Source organism: Paenibacillus sp. FSL K6-1330 (assembly GCF_037976825.1).
GTDB lineage: Bacteria > Bacillota > Bacilli > Paenibacillales > Paenibacillaceae > Paenibacillus_AQ.
Window position 1 is genome coordinate 7395066 of record NZ_CP150269.1, and the last position, 17410, is coordinate 7412475.

The following is a 17410-nucleotide window of genomic DNA, read 5'->3' on the forward strand; positions in this document are numbered from 1 at the left end:
TTTTCCAGAAATTTTATTTAGAAATTTTTGTAAATGCAGTCGATTAGTCACTCGAAAATAAAAGAGAGACCCCCTTCCGTCCGCAGACGGAGGAAGTCTCCCTATGAATCTATTTATTTTCTAATACATGTTCTAATTGCTGTCAGAAAACTTAGATATGAAGAGTCATATTAAGCGTAGTGACAAGCAACGAAGTGGTTATTACCCATATCACGATACTCTGGAATCTCCTGCTTGCATAGTTCTGAAGCCAGTGGACAGCGAGTATGGAACTTGCAGCCTGATGGCGGATTGGCCGGGCTCGGAATGTCGCCTTGCAGTACAATCCGCTCGCGCTTCAGCGTTGGATCCGGTACCGGAACTGCCGACAACAATGCCTTCGTATAAGGGTGCAGAGGATTGCGGAACAGTTCTTCCTTGCTAGCCATTTCTACCATCGATCCCAGATACATTACCCCAATTCGGTTGCACAGATGCTCTACAACACTGAGATCATGAGAAATGAACAAGTAGGTCAACTGTTTCTCGCGCTGCAAGTCACTAAGCAAGTTGATGATTTGCGCTTGAATCGATACGTCCAGTGCAGATACCGGCTCATCCGCTACGATAAAGTCTGGATTCAGAATCAACGCGCGGGCAATCCCGATCCGTTGACGCTGTCCACCGGAGAATTCATGCGGATAACGATCATAATGATAGGCAGCAAGGCCGCAAATCTCAAGTGTTTCAATCACGCGATCTTTAAGGTCCCTACGGTTAACTAAACCATGGTCAATGAGTGCTTCGCCGATCGCTTCGCCAACCTTGATTCTTGGGTTCAGGGAACTGAATGGATCCTGGAACACGATCTGCATTTTCGGACGGAGTGCACGCATCTTCTCTTTGGACAATGTATGGATATCTTGACCATTAAAGATAACTTTACCTTCCGTTTTCTCCAACAAACGGAGAATGGTTCGGCCAATGGTGCTTTTGCCGCAGCCGGATTCACCTACAAGCCCAAAGGATTCCCCTTTGTTGATGGTGAAGCTGACTCCGTCAACTGCTCTTACATTACCCACCGTCCGCTGCAGTATGCCGCCGGTGATGGGAAAGTATTTCTTCAAACCATCAATTTCGATCAATGCTTGACTCATTACGCTTTCCCCTCCTCTTCATACAACCAGCAAGCGACCTTATGGCCGTTAGGATCCGTACCGAGCGGAGGTGTCTTCTCTCTACAAATCTGCATGCATGATTCACAGCGATCATGGAAATGACAGTTATCTCCAAGATCTACCGGATTGGGTACCTGTCCCGGAATCGAATACAGACGTTCTTGGGTCTGGTTAATGATGGGCTTAGCTTTCAAAAGCCCTTTGGTATATGGATGCTTCGGCTGCTTGAAGAGCTCGATTACCGGAGCTTCTTCAATGACTTTTCCTGCATACATAACAACAACGTAATCAGCCATTTCGGCTACGACACCCAGGTCATGCGTAATCAGCATAATGGATGTATTCATTTTCCCTTTGATGTCGCGCATCAGATCCAAAATCTGGGCCTGGATCGTAACGTCCAGCGCAGTTGTTGGCTCATCTGCAATTAGGAGTTTGGGATTACAGCTAAGTGCAATCGCGATCATAATCCGCTGGCGCATACCACCGCTGAGCTCATGCGGATAGGAGTCGAAAATCTTCTCCGCACGCGGTATTCCTACCAGATTGATGAGTTCGATGGCACGTTGTTTAGCCTCTTTACGGTTTACGAGCTGGTGTAACACAATTGGCTCTACAATCTGCTCCCCGATCGTTAATACCGGGTTCAGTGAGGTCATTGGCTCCTGGAAGATCATGGCGATATCGTTGCCGCGAATCAAGCTCATCTCGCGCTTGCTCATCTTCAGCAGGTCCTTGCCTTCATACAGAATTTCTCCTCCTACTGGAGGTGTATCGATTAAACGCATAAGAGACATGGCTGTTACGCTTTTACCACAGCCCGACTCGCCCACCACGCACAGTGTTTCACCTTCACGGATTTTGAAGCTGACATCGTCGACGGCTTTTACAGTACCTGCGGAGGTTTGAAAATGCGTTTTTAAATTGCGGAATTCAACTAATTCTTTTGCCATATTCGCATCTCCTACTTCTTCATTTTCGGGTCAAGTGCGTCGCGAAGCCCGTCACCGATCAAGTTAATCGCAACAACGGTCACAAGAATACACATGCCTGGCGGTATCCATAACCATGGTCGCTTGCGGAAGTCGATGAGATTGTTGGCGGCAGAAATCATATTTCCCCAGGATGGTGTTGGCGGAACAACCCCGACTCCTAGGAAACTCAGTGCCGATTCAAACAGGATAGCTCCCGCTACACCAAGCGTTGCAGATACAATTATGATTGGAATCGTATTAGGAAGCAGATGGCGGAAGATTTTTCGGCGATCCTTAAGTCCCAAGGCTTCCGTTGCTTGCATAAATTCCTGTTCACGGAGCCCCAATATTTGACCACGTACGAGACGGGAAATACTGCTCCAACCCAATATACCAATGATAAGCATCAAGAAATAGATGCGTTTGGAAGGATCTACCTTCAAATCAGACAATACCGCACCCAAGATGATGAGGATTGGGAGCGTAGGCAATGCCATAAAGATGTCGGCCATACGCATAATCAGCGTATCTACCCATTTACGGTAAAACCCTGCCAAAGCTCCAAGGGTAGAACCGATAATAATGGAAATACCTGTCGCTACCAGTCCAACTGTGAGGGAAATCCTGCCTGCAAGCATCATGCGCAGGAGAATATCGCGCCCCAGTTTATCGGTTCCTAACCAATACTTTGAGCTTGGAGGCAAATTCTTATCAGCCACACTGTAATCAAATAGGGAATATGGTGAAAATATCGGGCCCATAAAACACAGCAAAAACATAAATACAATTATGAAAAGTCCGATGACAGCAAGACGGTTTCTGGAAAAACGGCGAATGGCCATTCTCCATGGAGAATCCGGCTGCTTCTTCGATACTGGTAGATTCGTTTTTAATGGTGCAGCCTCTGCGGACAAATGAATCTCCTCCTACTTTAAGCGAATTCTTGGGTCAGCGGCGCCATACAGGACATCAGATAACAAGTTACCTAGCAATGTCAATACGGAAATAAATACCGTGAAGCCGAGCATAAACGGGTAGTCCCGCATATTGATCGATTCCAGATATACCTGGCCAACCCCAGGCCAAATGAATATCTTTTCCAAAATGATGGCTCCACCAAATAAGCCTGGCAACTCGAAACCCATCAAAGTGATCGCAGGAAGCATTGCATTACGCAAAGCATGCTTGAAAATAACCGTACGTTCCTTCAATCCTTTTGCACGGGCTGTGCGGATATAATCCTGACGGATAACTTCCAGCATGCTTGTACGGAAATACCGTGTCAAGCTGCCTGTGCTTAGCATTGTAAGTACAGTCACTGGCAAGAACATATGCCATGCGATGTCAATCAGTTGCTGCCATGTGTTTCCATTCAAGCCTGAAGTTTTCATACCACCAACCGGAAACCATCCTAAATCCAAGGCAAAAATCTTGATGAGAAGGAGTCCGATAAAGAAAGAAGGCAGTGACATACACAAAAAGATAAATAAGGTTACGATCTTATCAAACAATGAATACTGAAATTTAGCCGAGAATACCCCTGCAAAGATAGCGATTATCCAGCTAAATATCAACGAAAAAACAGCAATAAAAACAGAGTTCCATACATAGTTACCCATAACGGTGGTAACCGGTTGTTTGTGCTGAAGGGAATCTCCGAGATTGCCCTTTAACATATTGCCAGCCCATGTGAAGTAACGCTCCACCGGCGGCTTATCCAAACCATAAATTTCCCGAAGCTGAGCTGCTTTCTCAGCAGTCATCGTCGGGTTATCCATTGCAGTGATATAATCACCTGGCACCATTGCTGATATTGCAAATATGAGAATCGAGATCCCGATCATTGTCGGGATAATCTGCAGCAGCCTCCGGATAATGTACTGCTTCATAATATTCCTCCCGGCTTATAAGTGGATATGCCCAGCTCTTGCGAGCTGAGCATATGTTTCCTGCTGTTATTGTTCAAGTTCGACTTTGTAAAGATCAAGCACGAAGTTTTTGTATGGAGTGATTTCCATGCCTTTAACTCGGCTGTTGATACCCCACATATCACGTCTTTGGTAAATCGGGAGATCCGGAACGTCTTGATTCAGCACTTGATATGCTTCTGCATATGCTGCTTTACGCTCTTCAAGATCGAAGGCTTTCAGACCTTTATCCATTGCTGCATCATAAGCAGGATTGGAGTATCCGATATCATTTTGCTGTCCATCCGTACGGTATACAGTAGATTCTGGATCTGGAGTCAAGCCCCATGCAGCAAAGAACATTTCGAAATCGCCTTTATCCTTCTTATCCATGATCGCATTGAAGTCTAATGTTTCTGCAATGATCTTAATGCCAAGCTCTTGGTAGTTCTGATTCATTACCGGAATCAAAGCATCTACAACCGGATTATCAGCTGTTGCAGAGAAGTGAAGCTCAAATTTCTTGCCGTCTTTCTCGCGGATGCCGTCAGCACCTGGAACCCAGCCTGCTTCATCAAGAAGCTGCTTCGCTTTCTCGATGTCGAAATCATGTGTGTCGATACCTTCAGTAGTATATGCCCACGATACATTCGATTGTGGAATGTTGATTACGTTAGCATAAGGACCATAGATAATTTCAACGATTTCTGCACGGTTCAAACCGTATAATAATGCTTGACGAACTTTCGGATCTTGGAACTTAGGATTTTTATGGTTCATGGCAACGTAACCATACCCATTGGTTGGGAAGATGTTGATGTCCAAGAAGCCCATGGATTTCAACTCTTCTACGGTATCTTCGTTAACGGTAACCATATCCATATCGATTTCACCGGATTGGAACATGGCCAATTTAGTTTCATCAGTAGTTGTTTTGTAAATTACGTTTTTGATTTTCGGAGCCCCCAGGAAGTAGTTCGGGTTAGCTTCCAATACAACCTCTTGACCAGGAGCGAAGCTCTTCAGTACATACTGACCACTACCGATTGGTTTAGTATGCAGGTTCTTCATGTACTCCAGGTTGCCTTGTTTATAATCTTTACCGTAGTATGCTTCTGGTACGAAAGAAATGTCTCCTAGAGAATCCTTCGTCATAGCGTTTGCTTCAGTTACTTCAATCTCAATGGTGTGGTCATCGATAACTTTAACACCAGAGATGTCCGTTGCTTTACCATCATGATACTCTTGACCACCTTTTACATGTGTCGAGAAGATATCAGATTGACCGTCATAGCTAGCATCATGAAGAACTTTCATCGCAAATGCATAATCTTTTACTGTTACAGGTGTGCCATCTGAATAAGTTACACCCTGTTTCAATTTAAACGTATATTTTAATTTATCCTCGGAAACTTCAACGCTTTCTGCCAAACGGTTCGAATACGTTCCATCACCGTTCAACGTGAAGAAAGAATCGAAAATTGCTTCTACAACATATTTATCATATGCTGTTTGCCAGAAGAACGGGTTGAAAACACCTTTTGGTGAAGTCATACCAACGATCAGTGTATCTTTACGATTTTTAGCAGCTGTTGGATTCTTAGATGGATCAGTTGCTTCGAAATAACCTTGGCTTTCGTCTCCAGTTTCAGCAGGCGGTTCTGTAGTATCTTTGTCGCCTTCAGCTGGTGGTGTTTGCTCCGTTTGCTCCCCTTGACTTGGCTGTTCTGCTGTTCCTCCGCCTCCACATGCTGCCAATACCGTCATGGCCAAAAGCATGATTGCAAGCAGGAGTGACATTCTTTTCTTCATGCGAATCCTCCTCTTAAAAAATGTTGTTGCAATATAAATTATCAGGACGAATATTGAAATCATCCTTAAATAATTTCGGTATTGAAGTTCTCTAGGATGTCATTGCATAATGTGAAATAAATTGAAAGTTTTACAGAAAATATACCATTGGTCAATTAGTGCCAAAGTCTCTAGCAAAATCTTCTTGCCTATAAAATTAATGTTATGATACGTGTAAATTTAGGTAACGTCAATTACTTTTTTTCATTTTTCTCAAAAATCATGTTTTTAACGTCATTTTCGAGGTTAATAATTAAGTTTATCTCCGTTGGATATCCTTAGTTTACTGAAAATGTATGTAATATCAAGATTTATTTACAATTTATAACTATATTCGTTCATGGTTTTGCAGTGTTCATGTAATATTAAATTACATATATTTCGGAATTAAAATCTATTTATTAATTTTTCGGTCTATTAGGTAATGTGTATGTTATTTAATTTAACATAACTTGAGTTGGTCTTCCCTGAATACAACTAGGAACCATTTTTATGTAATATATTATCCTTACGATATGCTTCAATTCGTTATTAGATGACGCAGATTTATGGTTCTACTTTTTCATAGTTTAGGCTCCTACTGCGTTAAAGCTTAAAAAAGCAATCCGGGACTGTGATCCGGATTGCTTTCACGTTGAATTTCATGTCAGATAAATCAACCTTGCTCTTTCATACTTGTGAACTACAGATTCTTTACCCAAGCGAGTTTTAAATCCATCTCTTCAATGCACTGCTGGTGATCATGTGTATCATCAGCCACTAACGGCGTGACCGGATACATTCGCATCTGTCCGCGGTACGTATGAAGCAGCGGATGAACCGCATGTCTTCCTTGGATTTCCGGATCCAGCCACTTTGCCATATTTTCCTCAGACAAAATCGCCGGCATTCGGGTTTCGAACTCTCGAATCGCTTCATTGGCCTCTGTCATTAGAACCGTACATGTTCTCATTTCATTTCCTCTTGCATCTCGCCATGTCTCGTATAGACCGGCCATACCAAATATTTCATGATCTCCGATAACGGTCCGTACCGCATAACTCCGTTTGCCAACCGTTCTCCAGTAATATAAACCGTTACAAGGGATCACACAGCGTCTTGTATCAATCGCTCTACGGTAAGTGGGATTTTGATCAACCGTTGTAATATCCGCATTGACCGCATCTTTACCCCAATAGGGCACTAGCCCCCACCGATACTCGTCGAGCACTCGCTCTCCCTGTTCCTGTACAATGACCGGCATGGTTTGAGTAGGGCTAATGTTGTATCGGCTTTTGTAGTAATACATTACCCGATTGATGCCAAAGCGTTGATTCACTTCATCGATCCCTGCGGACAGCGAGAATCGTCTGCACATACAACTACCTCCTTTTTCCTTTATCGTTTGGATAATAGAGGCGGAATATGCATAATAAGACTAACAACATGGAGCTTCCACTACTTGTACGCTTGTATCCCTGGAGTGGACATTATATAATTGAAAGGTTTCTGCAAGTTTTATGTAATCACATTATTAAATTTTCTTTAGCGCTCTGTCGTACCAATGTTCTGATATCATGTTTGTATACGATAGACATCATCTTCGATCAGGTAAGCTTGGGATCTACCTATAATCCTCTCTTTGGTGAGGCACCGTTTTGATGGTACTTTATTTTCAATTTTGTGATCTTCCCAGCTCTCATTTGATGAGCCGATACATACCTATATATAATAGAAGGAATTTTTTCAGATTTCTTTTTTTCGCCTTCATAATCGTATTTTTAATTCTTACAAGAGTACTCCAGTTATCTTATAAAATGTATTGCTTACAATAGACACTGTCCATTTAAAGCAGACATGGTTTCAGGGCTTTAAAACTGGAAAGCTTTACACTAGGCTTGTGTTTCTCGGTAGCTGCTTTTCCTTCTTAGTGTACACTCTGGGGAGACACGGTTCTTCTGTGGAGACATTATACACCCCAACATTTGGATAACCCTGATTCATCCCAAAATCAATAATTTCCGCATCACGTGCTGAGCTTTCACACCTGTGAGGTAAGCTTGGATTGTAACTTGTAAGACTCTCGTCTTTAACAACTCTCATCACATCCCTCCTCGAAACCAGCCTGTACTCTTCCATAATAAAAAGCGGCCCAGCCTATAAGTTAGGCTGGACCGCTCTGACACAAATGATTACTCAGTTGTGTATGGAAGCAATGCGATTTGACGGGAGCGTTTGATCGCAATCGTCAGGGCACGCTGATATTTAGCGCTAGTACCTGTTACACGACGAGGCAAGATTTTTCCGCGCTCGCTGATGAATTTCTTGAGCAGGTCTGTATCTTTATAGTCAATGTGAGTAATTTTGTTCACAGTGAAGAAACATACTTTACGACGCTTGTTGCGGCCGCCACGGCGTGCCGGTCTTTTGTCGTTGTCTCCGCCTTCTCTTTGTTTAAAAGCCATGTGTTGTCAGTCCTTTCCGTATTAAAATGGCAAATCATCATCCGAAATATCGATCGGTTTTCCTTCATCGGAAAAAGGATCCTGATTGTTGTTTCGTGAGTTGTTATTGTTCCCACGGTTTCCGCCACTGCTATTGCTGTTGCTTCCTCCGCTAAACGATGATTCCTCACGATTTCCTCCGCCACCGCTTGTTTCACGGTTTGACTCCAAGAAGCGAACATTATCGGCAATGACTTCGGTGACGTATACACGCTTACCTTCGTTATTCTCGTAATTCCGCACTTGAATGCGCCCTTCTACAGCCGTCAGACGGCCTTTACGCAGATAGTTTGCACAAGTCTCCGCAAGCTGTCTCCAGGTCACGACCGGAATGAAATCCGCTTCGCGCTCCCCGCCTTGTCCAGTAAACGGACGATCAACAGCAAGTGTAAATTGCGTTACAGCAACACCTGAAGGAGTATATCGCAGCTCGGGATCCTTAGTCAGTCGGCCAATCAAAATGACACGGTTCAACAATCCAATCCCCTCCTTAGAACGAAATCAATTACAAAGTTTTTTTACGTATTAAGCAACGTCGTTCGTGATGAGATAACGAATAACTTCGTCAGAAATCTTCATGAGACGCTCAAGTTCAGCTACAACTTCAGGTGTTGCATTGAAGTTTACCAGAACGAATACGCCATCACGGAATTTCTTGATCTCATACGCAAGACGGCGTTTACCCATTACGTCATGCTTTGTAATTTCTCCGCCGTTGGAGATGATGCCTTGGAATTTATCGACTGCAGCTTGAACAGCTTCTTGTTCAATGTCAGGACGAATAATGTACATCACTTCATATTTGCGCATATGTTTCACCTCCTTATGGACTTCGGCCCTCAATCTCTGTTGAGAGCAAGGAGCGAGTCTAACTCGCACCATAATACTATATCAGAACGGGTGATCGGATGCAAGTTTCTTTTCAATGCTGAATATGCTCTCTTCCCTTTATTACCGCGCTTTTCTCACTTTCCCTGCGATGATTTAGAATCCAATGGCGCATGATAATACATGCAGTCCATCCATCATAATGAGGAGGAATTCCACAATGGGAGAACAGTCCGAATTTCGTGCAGGTGACAAAGCCCCAAACAACGGCATTTATATGGAAGTGGGCGTCAGAGACCATATCATGGGGATCGAAAATCCTCGTCAAATCCAAATGAACAAAGGTGATACGTTTCCTGAAACCCAAAATGACGATCGTGTATGGTTAAACAAGCGCAGAGTGCAGCCTAAGTAACCACCTGAAGACATCAGCCTGGAGTTTTTACATTATGCTTACCTCGTCCTTTACGCACGGTACGAAGTCAGGTCATGGCTTAAATCACTGTTGACCAAGCCATGCAATCTAAACATTTGATATTGGAATTTTTATCCGGTGAATTTTGTGTGTATACAAAGACACCTTTATGCGCACATTATAATCAGGCGGTGCATGAGAGAGGTGTGGTTCCGTTGAACGTTGCAGCAGAACGACGCATGAGGTTTCTGATCGTCACACGGATTGCAAGCTGAGGAAATGAGCCGAATGCTTGACCTCTTGGACAAGTGAAGCTATTGACAAGGTTCGCAGAAGTGCTGATAAAATGATTCCAATTCACAAGCACCGCCTACCCAGAAGGAAGGGCCCAATCGGGCCCTTCTTTTTTGTGCAAAAATACTCGGGACCAAAAACTCAAGTTTGTTCCAACGAAAAACACCCTCTGCAGGTCGTCTGCATGAGGGTATTTTATTCAAAGGCGCTTTACAGCTTAACGCCTAACTTATGTATCAACATCGTTTATAACCATAACAGCGGAACTTTAAACGATTGGTGGCGGAAAGGGTGGGATTCGAACCCACGCACGCCTTGCGACGCCTAGCTGATTTCGAGTCAGCCCCCTTGGGCCTCTTGGGTACCTTTCCACAGCAAGATTGATTATATCATGGAAACATTATATGGTCAATAGCTTGTCTTAACGCTTCGGGGAGGAGATATTACGGTGTATCCCCTGCCCCTTCCGTCTCTTGAGCCGAACGCAAAACCTTCTTCATATTCTTCTCAAACTTTAAACGGGGGATCAACACACTATGCTGACATTTTGTACATTTGATCCGAATATCCATCCCCATGCGAATAATCTCCATCTCATTATTCCCACAAGGATGCGGCTTCTTCATCTGAACGATATCCCCTAACTGAAATACCTTGCGCTCCATGGCTACCGCTCCCTTTTACTTCTATCACTTCTTCTATCTATTATATATCATTGGTTAACCGATTAGATCAACCCTGCACGCGTTCTTGTCCCAAATCCCGTGCTTCAATCGCCTGTTTGATATCCGTAAAAATCTGACGCTCCACATCTTCCCTTGCATTCGGATTGCATTCCGCCACAATACGAACAACATATTCGGAAGTATTCAATGACTGGATTCCTAATACATCCGGTATCCGCTGTACCTCTGGGCGACGGTCCATGATTCCCGTAAGGGCCGCTTGAATCAGTGTAATCGTGTCCTTCACCTGCTGGTCGTTCTTTACCGGTAGATCTACAATGGCTAATGAGTTGGAAAGGGAGTAATTCGTGACGCTGGTAATCATCCCATTCGGAATGATATAGGTCTCCCCATTCAATCCCTTTACACGCGAGGTGCGAAGCCCGATCATTTCGACAGTTCCCCGGTACTCACCACTTTTGATTACGTCACCTACCGCAAACTGATCCTCGAATATAATGAAAAATCCAGTAATAACGTCCTTCACTAAACTCTGTGCACCAAAACCTATAGCAAGACCAAGGACTCCGGCACCGGCTAACAGCGGTCCTAACTCGAAGTGGAACTCCGAGAGAATGATCAAAATCATGACAAAGTTGCATACAACGGAGGTTACATTTTTTAACAACTCCCCTACCGTGACAAAACGTCTTGAGTTCACTTGTATTCGACTCTTCTCCTGCCTAAGGAGAAACTGATCAATCATTTTATACACAACCCGTATCACAAGACGCGTCAGAATAAAAATGATGATAACCCGAATGCCGGATGACAGGATATGCATCCACATCTCTTCATTCGTTAACCATCCCCAGACTTTATCTTTCAAGCCCTCAGCCTCCTCAGCTATAGTTTTTAAATCTACACCGTCATCCGTTTCCGCTGATAAGTAACCAAAGCCCCTCATCCTGATGTCCTCCCCTTACTCTTCGATGTTGATATACCTCTTGTTGTTATCCAGCGCAAAGATGCCTCGGATCTCCACATGCTCCTGCTGAATGATCTCTTGAACATCTTTTAACGCATCAGGTGGGAATTGAATCGATAATGCACAGCCTGCTGTAATCTCTTTTGGTGTAGGAAAAAGATCAATTTCGATATCCGCGTACTCCAACAGCATTTCCGCACGCAGTGCCTGCTGGGTGGAATCGAATGCGATCAACATCGCGCCTTCCACTGCCCCGTCCCCCTCCATCATTCCTATCATTTTGTATGTATGTTCTTCTCTTCATCATTTCCAATGATTAAGAGTTTTATATAAACCTTTTCATAGATCAACATATTCATATACCTCATGCAGTCCAGGTCATACCCTCTTTCTAAGAGCATACTTCTGTCTGACATGAATATAAATCACATTTTAAGCGAATCCCAAAGTATAAAAACAGTCTTTCATCCATATACTGATACTACCAAATGCAGACGAAAGGAAGATTCTATGAACCGTCTATCTAAAATCACGTCTCGCCCGGAGGCTTCCAGCTTAAAAATACCACACACGGACCCTAATATCCATTCTGCTATTATACATCGCTTGCTCTTCCATCTCTCTGACGCCCGTATTCAGCATCGTCCGCTTGTCATTGTCTGCATCGGTACCGACCGGTCTACCGGCGACTGCCTGGGGCCGCTTGTCGGCACCTCACTTGCACGCTACAACAGTTCCATGTTTCATCTCTACGGTACGCTGGACGAGCCTGTCCACGCCATGAATCTGAAGGATACGCTAACGGCCATATACGAAAAATTCGACAACCCTTTTGTAATCGGAATTGATGCTTGTTTAGGGCAATCATCAAGTGTAGGCTCTATTCAGATATCCGATGGTCCTCTAAAGCCTGGAGCCGGCGTACATAAAGAATTACCGCCGGTCGGCGATATCCATGTAACGGGTATCGTCAATGTCGGCGGCTTTATGGAATACTTCGTATTGCAGAACACTCGCTTAAGCTTGGTCATGCGGTTGTCTGATATTATTGCAACCTGCCTATTTGCAGGCATCAAAGAGTGGAACCGTTCTACCCTTCTTGCAGCGCAAGAGTGACGGCCTCTTTTTCTTCCGGAGACAATGGATATTTGGACTGCCCATCCTTCAGTGGTTTAGCATACACAAAAGAGCTCTCCCGGTTATGCAGACCGGTCAGCACGATCCCTTCCTCTTGTTCGCTGAGAATAGCCAGGGAGAAGCTCATTTCGTTTCCCCGCTCGCCAAACGCATTGTATCGTACGATACCAACCTTGGACTTCATCCCTTTCAAACTGCCGCTGATCGTATCCAGCATTTTTTGATGATGGGCATGTCCCTCTTCAATCTCATCCATTTGGATTTTCAATTGGACCAACAGCGATTCGATGTCTTCTACCCCACTGCCTTCCATCATCGCATCATAACGTCGCCTCATTTTACGCAGTTTTGTCCCTTGTACAATTAAAGTTACCCATAAGATCAAGATGATCATGACCATTCCGACGACAAACCAATGAAGCTGTTCCATGATCAATTCATTTAATTCAGACATGCTTTCTTCCTTCCTCTTCTCCATCTTGATCTATTCGATTAACTATGAATCTCTGCAATCGCTTTTCGCATGAACTCTACCTCGTCACGGCTAGTAGATATCCCCACGCTTGCTCTGATTGCACCCGTCTGTTCCGTGCCTGATACCATATGGGCAAGCGGTGTACAATGATAACCGGCACGCACAGCAATTCCATATTCCCGGTCCAGTCGGAAAGCCAATTCAGACGCACTGAATCGCTCCGACACAAATGCAACAATACCTGTCCTCGCCTGTCCAAGAGCAGGACCTAGTATTCGAAGGCCTCCTACCTCTTGTAGACCCTCCATCATATATTGCGTTAACTCCCATTCATGCCGGTAAATATGCTGGGGTGTCCATTCAAGCACCTTCTTCACACCCGCTTGCAATCCCGCATATCCAATCGTGTTAGGCGTCCCTGCCTCATATCGATCCGGACGTACCGTTGGCTGTTCAATAGCCTCCGATTGACTCCCTGTGCCTCCGTGCAGTAATGGTTCCAGATCAATATCAGGCGAGATATACAACCCGCCTGTCCCCTGCGGCCCCAGAAGCCCTTTATGCCCCGGAAAAGCCAACATGCCTACATGCATCTCCTCCACGTGAACATCCAGCATACCGGCACTCTGGGCAGCATCTACGAGCAGTACGGCCCCTTTCCTCTTCACCAGTTCTCCTATTTCAACGAGAGGAATAATCGAACCAAGAAGGTTGGAACTGTGACTACATACAACAAGCCTAGTATTAGAACGAAAAGCGCCCTCCATTAGTTGCACATCAAGCTGGCCTTCCTCATCGACAGGAACGTAGTCCACTTGTATCCCTCGGGTGCGTTTCAAAAACTCTAACGGTCTTCGCACTGAGTTATGTTCAATCATAGTGGCAATCACATGGTCGCCTTCACGCAAATAGCCTTTGATTGCTAAATTCAACGCTTCTGTTGTATTCGATGTCAGCGCAATATCATTAGGATTTTTCACCCCAAACAAATCCGCGAGCGTCTTTCGCGTTCCGTAGAGTACACGAGAAGCTTTCACCGCCATCCGGTGACTCCCACGTCCCGGGTTTGCAGCCTCCTCCTCCATCGCCTTTCTCATCGCCTCAAATACTTCAGGAGGCTTTGGCCACGAAGTGGCTGCATGATCCAGATAAACGATCGGGTCCATGATGTTTCCCCTTCATCTTTACCGTATTGGTGTCTCTTAACAGGATATGTCCAAAAACCTCTTTAATCCAGCATCAAGGCTATGGCTTCACGTTTAGTTAAATAAAGACATATCTCATTCCCTTACAGGAACGTCGACATGTCTTTGGTTTTTAATCACACTCATTTGCTGTTCGACCATTTGTTGTTCAACCCGTCACTCACAATAGTATCTTCTTCAACAAAACTACGACTCTTTATTGAAGAAGTTCCAACAACCGCTCCAGGTCCTGTCTGCTATAGTAATTAAGCTCAATCTTCCCTTTATCCTTATTGTGCTTAATTTTGACAGTTGTTTTAAACCGTTCTCTCAGATCCTCTTCCAAATGATCGATATAAGGATCTCTATTCTTAACCTTAGGCTTCGCTTTATCCGTTGGTTTACGATCCAGATTCTTAACAGCTTCCTCTAGTTCACGAACACTCCACTCTTGCTCAACACACTGTTTTGCCAACTGCTTAACAAGAATTGGATCCTTTATTCCAACGATCGCTCGGGCATGTCCCATGGACAATGTTCCACGTGAAACATTATCCTTCACTTCTTCTGGTAGGGAAAGCAACCGCAAAAAGTTAGCGATGTGAGAACGAGACTTACCTACCTTCAATGAAAGCTCTTCTTGGGTTAAGGAAAATTGTTCCATTAAACCTTGATAAGCTACAGCAATCTCCATGGCGTTCAGGTTCTCGCGCTGAAGGTTCTCAATCAGGGCAATTTCCATAACCTGTTGATCGCTAAAAGATCGAACCACCGCCGGAATCGTAGCTTTTCCGCAATATTGGGATGCCCGGAATCTGCGCTCCCCGGCAATAATCTCATACCCTTTCAGCACACTGCGGACGATAATCGGTTGTATAACTCCATGCTGACGGATCGATTCCGCCAATTCCTGGATTGCCTCATCGTTAAATGTCTTGCGCGGCTGATACGGATTCGCTCGCAATTGACTGAGCGGAATTTCCACTACCTTGTCATCATCATGAATAGACAAAGATGGAATAAGCGCATCCAGCCCTTTTCCCAATCGTTTACTCATACGAGATCACTTCCTTTGCCAGCTCCAAGTATACTTCCGCTCCCTTAGAACGAGGATCATATGTAATGATCGACTGTCCATGAGAAGGTGCCTCACTCAAACGAATGTTTCTAGGAATAATCGTTCTGTACACTTTTTCCTGAAAATACTTTTTCACTTCTTCAATCACTTGAATGCCCAGGTTCGTGCGCGCATCCAGCATCGTCAGCAATACGCCTTCAATCTTGAGAGAGGTATTCAGGTGTTTCTGAACAAGGCGAACCGTATTCAGCAGCTGACTCAGACCCTCCAGTGCGTAATACTCACATTGAATCGGGATAATTACTGAATCGGCCGCGGTCAATGAATTGATCGTTAAAATGCCAAGCGATGGAGGACAATCAATCAAAATATAATCGTACTGAGGCTTGATTAATTGTAGTGATTTCTTCAATCGTACCTCACGAGAAATCGTAGGGACAAGCTCAATCTCAGCACCAGCCAATTGAATGGTTGCCGGAATGATGTCCAATCCTTCTATGTTAGTCCCACAGATGGCGTCCTTCGGGTGTACTTCATTGATGATAATATCATATATGCAATTTGCAACATCGGCTTTATTAATGCCAACCCCACTCGTTGTATTTCCTTGGGGGTCTATATCCACCAAAAGCACCCGTTTGCCTAGCGAAGCCAATCCAGCTCCCAGATTGACGGAAGTCGTCGTTTTGCCGACACCGCCCTTTTGATTTGCTATGGCAATTATCTTTGACACTCATTTCACCTCAATGTAGGAAGACTCTTCTAAGTAGTCGCAATAGATGATATACAGCGATAGGCTGTATATGTGTATTAAGCGAACGTTCCCGGTAACTCCAGGATGCCCAGGATATAGCGGATGAAAATGAGTAATAATAAATTACATGGTTCTCATCTGTAACAACAAACCTAACCCCTTCGTTAATCGATACAGTCTGGTGTAGAGCACTATCTCTTGATCAACAGAAAAAGCGGTACGATGCATACCGCTTCACACCATATCTTAACGTTTAGGTATTTTTATAACGATTTCATAGTGATCTTCATGATCATTCTCTGTTGTTTTAATTGCCATCCCGGAACCGGATACCATATCAATCGATTGACGAATCGTGTTCAAAGCCAGGCGAACATCCTTACTATAAGATATACGCTTAGACTTCTTCATCGTTGTTACTTCTTTATAAAAGGCGATTCGTGCCTCCGTCTGCTTCACATTCAGTTCCTTGGTAATGATCTCGTCCAGCACCTTGAGCTGGGTTTCTTCATTATCTAAAGAAAGCAGCGCACGAGCATGGCGTTCCGTCACTTTACGTTCCATCAAAGCCACTTTGACTGCTTCTGGCAGCTGCAGCAAGCGAATCTTGTTTGCAATCGTAGACTGGCTTTTTCCTAAACGCTGTGCCAAGCTCTCTTGTGTCAGTTGATGAAGATCAATCAGCTTCTGATAAGCAACAGCCTCTTCAATGGACGTCAGTCCTTCACGCTGCAAATTTTCGATTAACGCAATCGATGCCGCCTGTGAATCGTTGAACTCCCGAACAATGGCCGGAATCGTGTCCAGACCCAGCTTCTTAACCGCACGCCAGCGGCGTTCCCCTGCAATGATCTCATACATGCCATTACGGACGCGAACAACGATAGGTTGAATGACTCCATGAGTTTTAATCGTCTGGAGCAGTTCATCAATCTTCTCATCATCAAAAATCGTCCGTGGCTGGTATGGGCTGCTGACAATCTCGTTTACCGGGATTTGTTTCACTTCATCCCCTTGGTTCCGCTCTGCCGCTAAGCCAAACAATCTCGAAAATTGTTCTTTCATTCCGTATATTACCACCTAATTTCATGATAGCACGGATAAGCCTCCGAATATCCCGGAATCGGTTAAACGATTGGACAACCACAATATGGAGCCATACACAGATGATTCCACCATCCATTGGCGCTAGAATCCACTGTGGTGCCAGGCATTTCCCT

At 44.4% G+C, this 17410-nt stretch carries 19 protein-coding genes and 1 tRNA gene; 2 read left to right on the forward strand and 18 right to left on the reverse strand.

The window, feature by feature from the left end:
* Positions 1–170: 170 nt before the first annotated feature.
* The 9 genes from NYE54_RS33665 to rpsF all read right to left on the reverse strand — a co-directional run bounded on the left by NYE54_RS33665 (position 171) and on the right by rpsF (position 9182).
* Positions 171–1136 (reverse strand): dipeptide ABC transporter ATP-binding protein, encoded by a 966-nt coding sequence (locus tag NYE54_RS33665; RefSeq protein ID WP_076326277.1) that lies wholly within the window; start codon positions 1134–1136, stop codon positions 171–173.
* Positions 1136–2110, reverse strand: coding sequence for an ABC transporter ATP-binding protein (locus tag NYE54_RS33670; protein WP_098749590.1), 975 nt, complete (start codon positions 2108–2110; stop codon positions 1136–1138). Before NYE54_RS33670 ends, NYE54_RS33665 begins: the two co-directional genes overlap by 1 nt.
* Before the next feature lie 11 nt (positions 2111–2121).
* Positions 2122–3045 carry an oligopeptide ABC transporter permease gene (gene opp4C, locus NYE54_RS33675; RefSeq protein WP_339269137.1) on the reverse strand — a complete coding sequence of 308 codons (924 nt, stop codon included), beginning with the start codon at positions 3043–3045 and terminating at the stop codon, positions 2122–2124.
* 12 nt (positions 3046–3057) lie between these two features.
* Positions 3058–4020, reverse strand: a complete 963-nt coding sequence (locus tag NYE54_RS33680) for an ABC transporter permease (protein WP_339269139.1) — start codon at positions 4018–4020, stop codon at positions 3058–3060.
* Positions 4021–4086: 66 nt separating this feature from the next.
* Positions 4087–5850, reverse strand: coding sequence for an ABC transporter substrate-binding protein (locus NYE54_RS33685; protein ID WP_339269141.1), 1764 nt, complete (start codon positions 5848–5850; stop codon positions 4087–4089).
* A gap of 721 nt (positions 5851–6571) precedes the next feature.
* On the reverse strand, positions 6572–7246 hold the full coding sequence (locus tag NYE54_RS33690) for an SOS response-associated peptidase (RefSeq protein ID WP_339269142.1): 675 nt from the start codon (positions 7244–7246) through the stop codon (positions 6572–6574).
* 814 nt (positions 7247–8060) lie between these two features.
* Entirely contained in the window at positions 8061–8333 is a 273-nt protein-coding gene (rpsR, locus tag NYE54_RS33695; RefSeq protein WP_006207333.1) for a 30S ribosomal protein S18, read from the reverse strand.
* 21 nt (positions 8334–8354) lie between these two features.
* On the reverse strand, positions 8355–8849 hold the full coding sequence (ssb, locus tag NYE54_RS33700; RefSeq protein ID WP_076326285.1) for a single-stranded DNA-binding protein: 495 nt from the start codon (positions 8847–8849) through the stop codon (positions 8355–8357).
* A 48-nt stretch (positions 8850–8897) separates the two neighbouring features.
* On the reverse strand, positions 8898–9182 hold the full coding sequence (rpsF, locus tag NYE54_RS33705) for a 30S ribosomal protein S6 (RefSeq protein WP_036640509.1): 285 nt from the start codon (positions 9180–9182) through the stop codon (positions 8898–8900).
* A 238-nt stretch (positions 9183–9420) separates the two neighbouring features.
* Here rpsF and NYE54_RS33710 point away from each other — a divergent pair, with 238 nt between their 5' ends.
* Positions 9421–9615 carry a YjzC family protein gene (locus NYE54_RS33710; protein ID WP_053490757.1) on the forward strand — a complete coding sequence of 65 codons (195 nt, stop codon included), beginning with the start codon at positions 9421–9423 and terminating at the stop codon, positions 9613–9615.
* A gap of 574 nt (positions 9616–10189) precedes the next feature.
* On the opposite strand, the gene NYE54_RS33715 is transcribed toward NYE54_RS33710, so the two are convergent.
* The 4 genes from NYE54_RS33715 to NYE54_RS33730 form a co-directional block, all read right to left on the reverse strand.
* Positions 10190–10280 (reverse strand) — tRNA-Ser (locus tag NYE54_RS33715).
* Positions 10281–10352: 72 nt separating this feature from the next.
* Positions 10353–10574 carry a DUF951 domain-containing protein gene (locus tag NYE54_RS33720; RefSeq protein ID WP_076326286.1) on the reverse strand — a complete coding sequence of 74 codons (222 nt, stop codon included), beginning with the start codon at positions 10572–10574 and terminating at the stop codon, positions 10353–10355.
* A gap of 67 nt (positions 10575–10641) precedes the next feature.
* Entirely contained in the window at positions 10642–11541 is a 900-nt protein-coding gene (locus NYE54_RS33725; protein WP_339269147.1) for a mechanosensitive ion channel family protein, read from the reverse strand.
* Positions 11542–11556: 15 nt separating this feature from the next.
* On the reverse strand, positions 11557–11811 hold the full coding sequence (locus NYE54_RS33730; protein WP_098749598.1) for a DUF3343 domain-containing protein: 255 nt from the start codon (positions 11809–11811) through the stop codon (positions 11557–11559).
* 261 nt (positions 11812–12072) lie between these two features.
* Between NYE54_RS33730 and yyaC the strand changes: the two genes are divergently transcribed.
* Positions 12073–12678, forward strand: a complete 606-nt coding sequence (gene yyaC / locus NYE54_RS33735) for a spore protease YyaC (RefSeq protein ID WP_076326288.1) — start codon at positions 12073–12075, stop codon at positions 12676–12678.
* Here yyaC and NYE54_RS33740 read toward each other — a convergent pair.
* The 5 genes from NYE54_RS33740 to noc all read right to left on the reverse strand — a co-directional run bounded on the left by NYE54_RS33740 (position 12653) and on the right by noc (position 17255).
* Positions 12653–13153 carry a DUF4446 family protein gene (locus NYE54_RS33740; protein WP_339269150.1) on the reverse strand — a complete coding sequence of 167 codons (501 nt, stop codon included), beginning with the start codon at positions 13151–13153 and terminating at the stop codon, positions 12653–12655. The two genes, yyaC and NYE54_RS33740, sit on opposite strands and share 26 nt — an antisense overlap.
* Positions 13154–13191: 38 nt before the next feature.
* Positions 13192–14340, reverse strand: coding sequence for an aminotransferase class V-fold PLP-dependent enzyme (locus NYE54_RS33745; protein ID WP_339269151.1), 1149 nt, complete (start codon positions 14338–14340; stop codon positions 13192–13194).
* Between the two features lie 235 nt (positions 14341–14575).
* On the reverse strand, positions 14576–15415 hold the full coding sequence (locus tag NYE54_RS33750; protein WP_076326291.1) for a ParB/RepB/Spo0J family partition protein: 840 nt from the start codon (positions 15413–15415) through the stop codon (positions 14576–14578).
* On the reverse strand, positions 15408–16169 hold the full coding sequence (locus tag NYE54_RS33755; protein WP_076326292.1) for an AAA family ATPase: 762 nt from the start codon (positions 16167–16169) through the stop codon (positions 15408–15410). Before NYE54_RS33755 ends, NYE54_RS33750 begins: the two co-directional genes overlap by 8 nt.
* A 267-nt stretch (positions 16170–16436) precedes the next feature.
* The gene (gene noc / locus NYE54_RS33760; protein WP_076326293.1) at positions 16437–17255 is read right to left on the reverse strand and encodes a nucleoid occlusion protein; all 819 of its coding nucleotides are present in this window, start codon (positions 17253–17255) and stop codon (positions 16437–16439) included.
* Positions 17256–17410 lie beyond the last annotated feature (155 nt).

What these genes read in the sequence shown, in the direction of transcription:
- NYE54_RS33665 (WP_076326277.1), bottom strand. Translation starts at nt 1,136, where the DNA reads ATGAGTCAAGCATTGATCGAAATTGATGGTTTGAAGAAATACTTTCCC.
- NYE54_RS33670 (WP_098749590.1), bottom strand. Translation starts at nt 2,110, where the DNA reads ATGGCAAAAGAATTAGTTGAATTCCGCAATTTAAAAACGCATTTTCAA.
- NYE54_RS33680 (WP_339269139.1), bottom strand. Translation starts at nt 4,020, where the DNA reads ATGAAGCAGTACATTATCCGGAGGCTGCTGCAGATTATCCCGACAATG.
- NYE54_RS33685 (WP_339269141.1), bottom strand. Translation starts at nt 5,850, where the DNA reads ATGAAGAAAAGAATGTCACTCCTGCTTGCAATCATGCTTTTGGCCATG.
- NYE54_RS33690 (WP_339269142.1), bottom strand. Translation starts at nt 7,246, where the DNA reads ATGTGCAGACGATTCTCGCTGTCCGCAGGGATCGATGAAGTGAATCAA.
- rpsR (WP_006207333.1), bottom strand. Translation starts at nt 8,333, where the DNA reads ATGGCTTTTAAACAAAGAGAAGGCGGAGACAACGACAAAAGACCGGCA.
- rpsF (WP_036640509.1), bottom strand. Translation starts at nt 9,182, where the DNA reads ATGCGCAAATATGAAGTGATGTACATTATTCGTCCTGACATTGAACAA.
- NYE54_RS33710 (WP_053490757.1), top strand. Translation starts at nt 9,421, where the DNA reads ATGGGAGAACAGTCCGAATTTCGTGCAGGTGACAAAGCCCCAAACAAC.
- NYE54_RS33720 (WP_076326286.1), bottom strand. Translation starts at nt 10,574, where the DNA reads ATGGAGCGCAAGGTATTTCAGTTAGGGGATATCGTTCAGATGAAGAAG.
- NYE54_RS33725 (WP_339269147.1), bottom strand. Translation starts at nt 11,541, where the DNA reads ATGAGGGGCTTTGGTTACTTATCAGCGGAAACGGATGACGGTGTAGAT.
- yyaC (WP_076326288.1), top strand. Translation starts at nt 12,073, where the DNA reads ATGAACCGTCTATCTAAAATCACGTCTCGCCCGGAGGCTTCCAGCTTA.
- NYE54_RS33740 (WP_339269150.1), bottom strand. Translation starts at nt 13,153, where the DNA reads ATGTCTGAATTAAATGAATTGATCATGGAACAGCTTCATTGGTTTGTC.
- NYE54_RS33745 (WP_339269151.1), bottom strand. Translation starts at nt 14,340, where the DNA reads ATGGACCCGATCGTTTATCTGGATCATGCAGCCACTTCGTGGCCAAAG.
- NYE54_RS33750 (WP_076326291.1), bottom strand. Translation starts at nt 15,415, where the DNA reads ATGAGTAAACGATTGGGAAAAGGGCTGGATGCGCTTATTCCATCTTTG.
- noc (WP_076326293.1), bottom strand. Translation starts at nt 17,255, where the DNA reads ATGAAAGAACAATTTTCGAGATTGTTTGGCTTAGCGGCAGAGCGGAAC.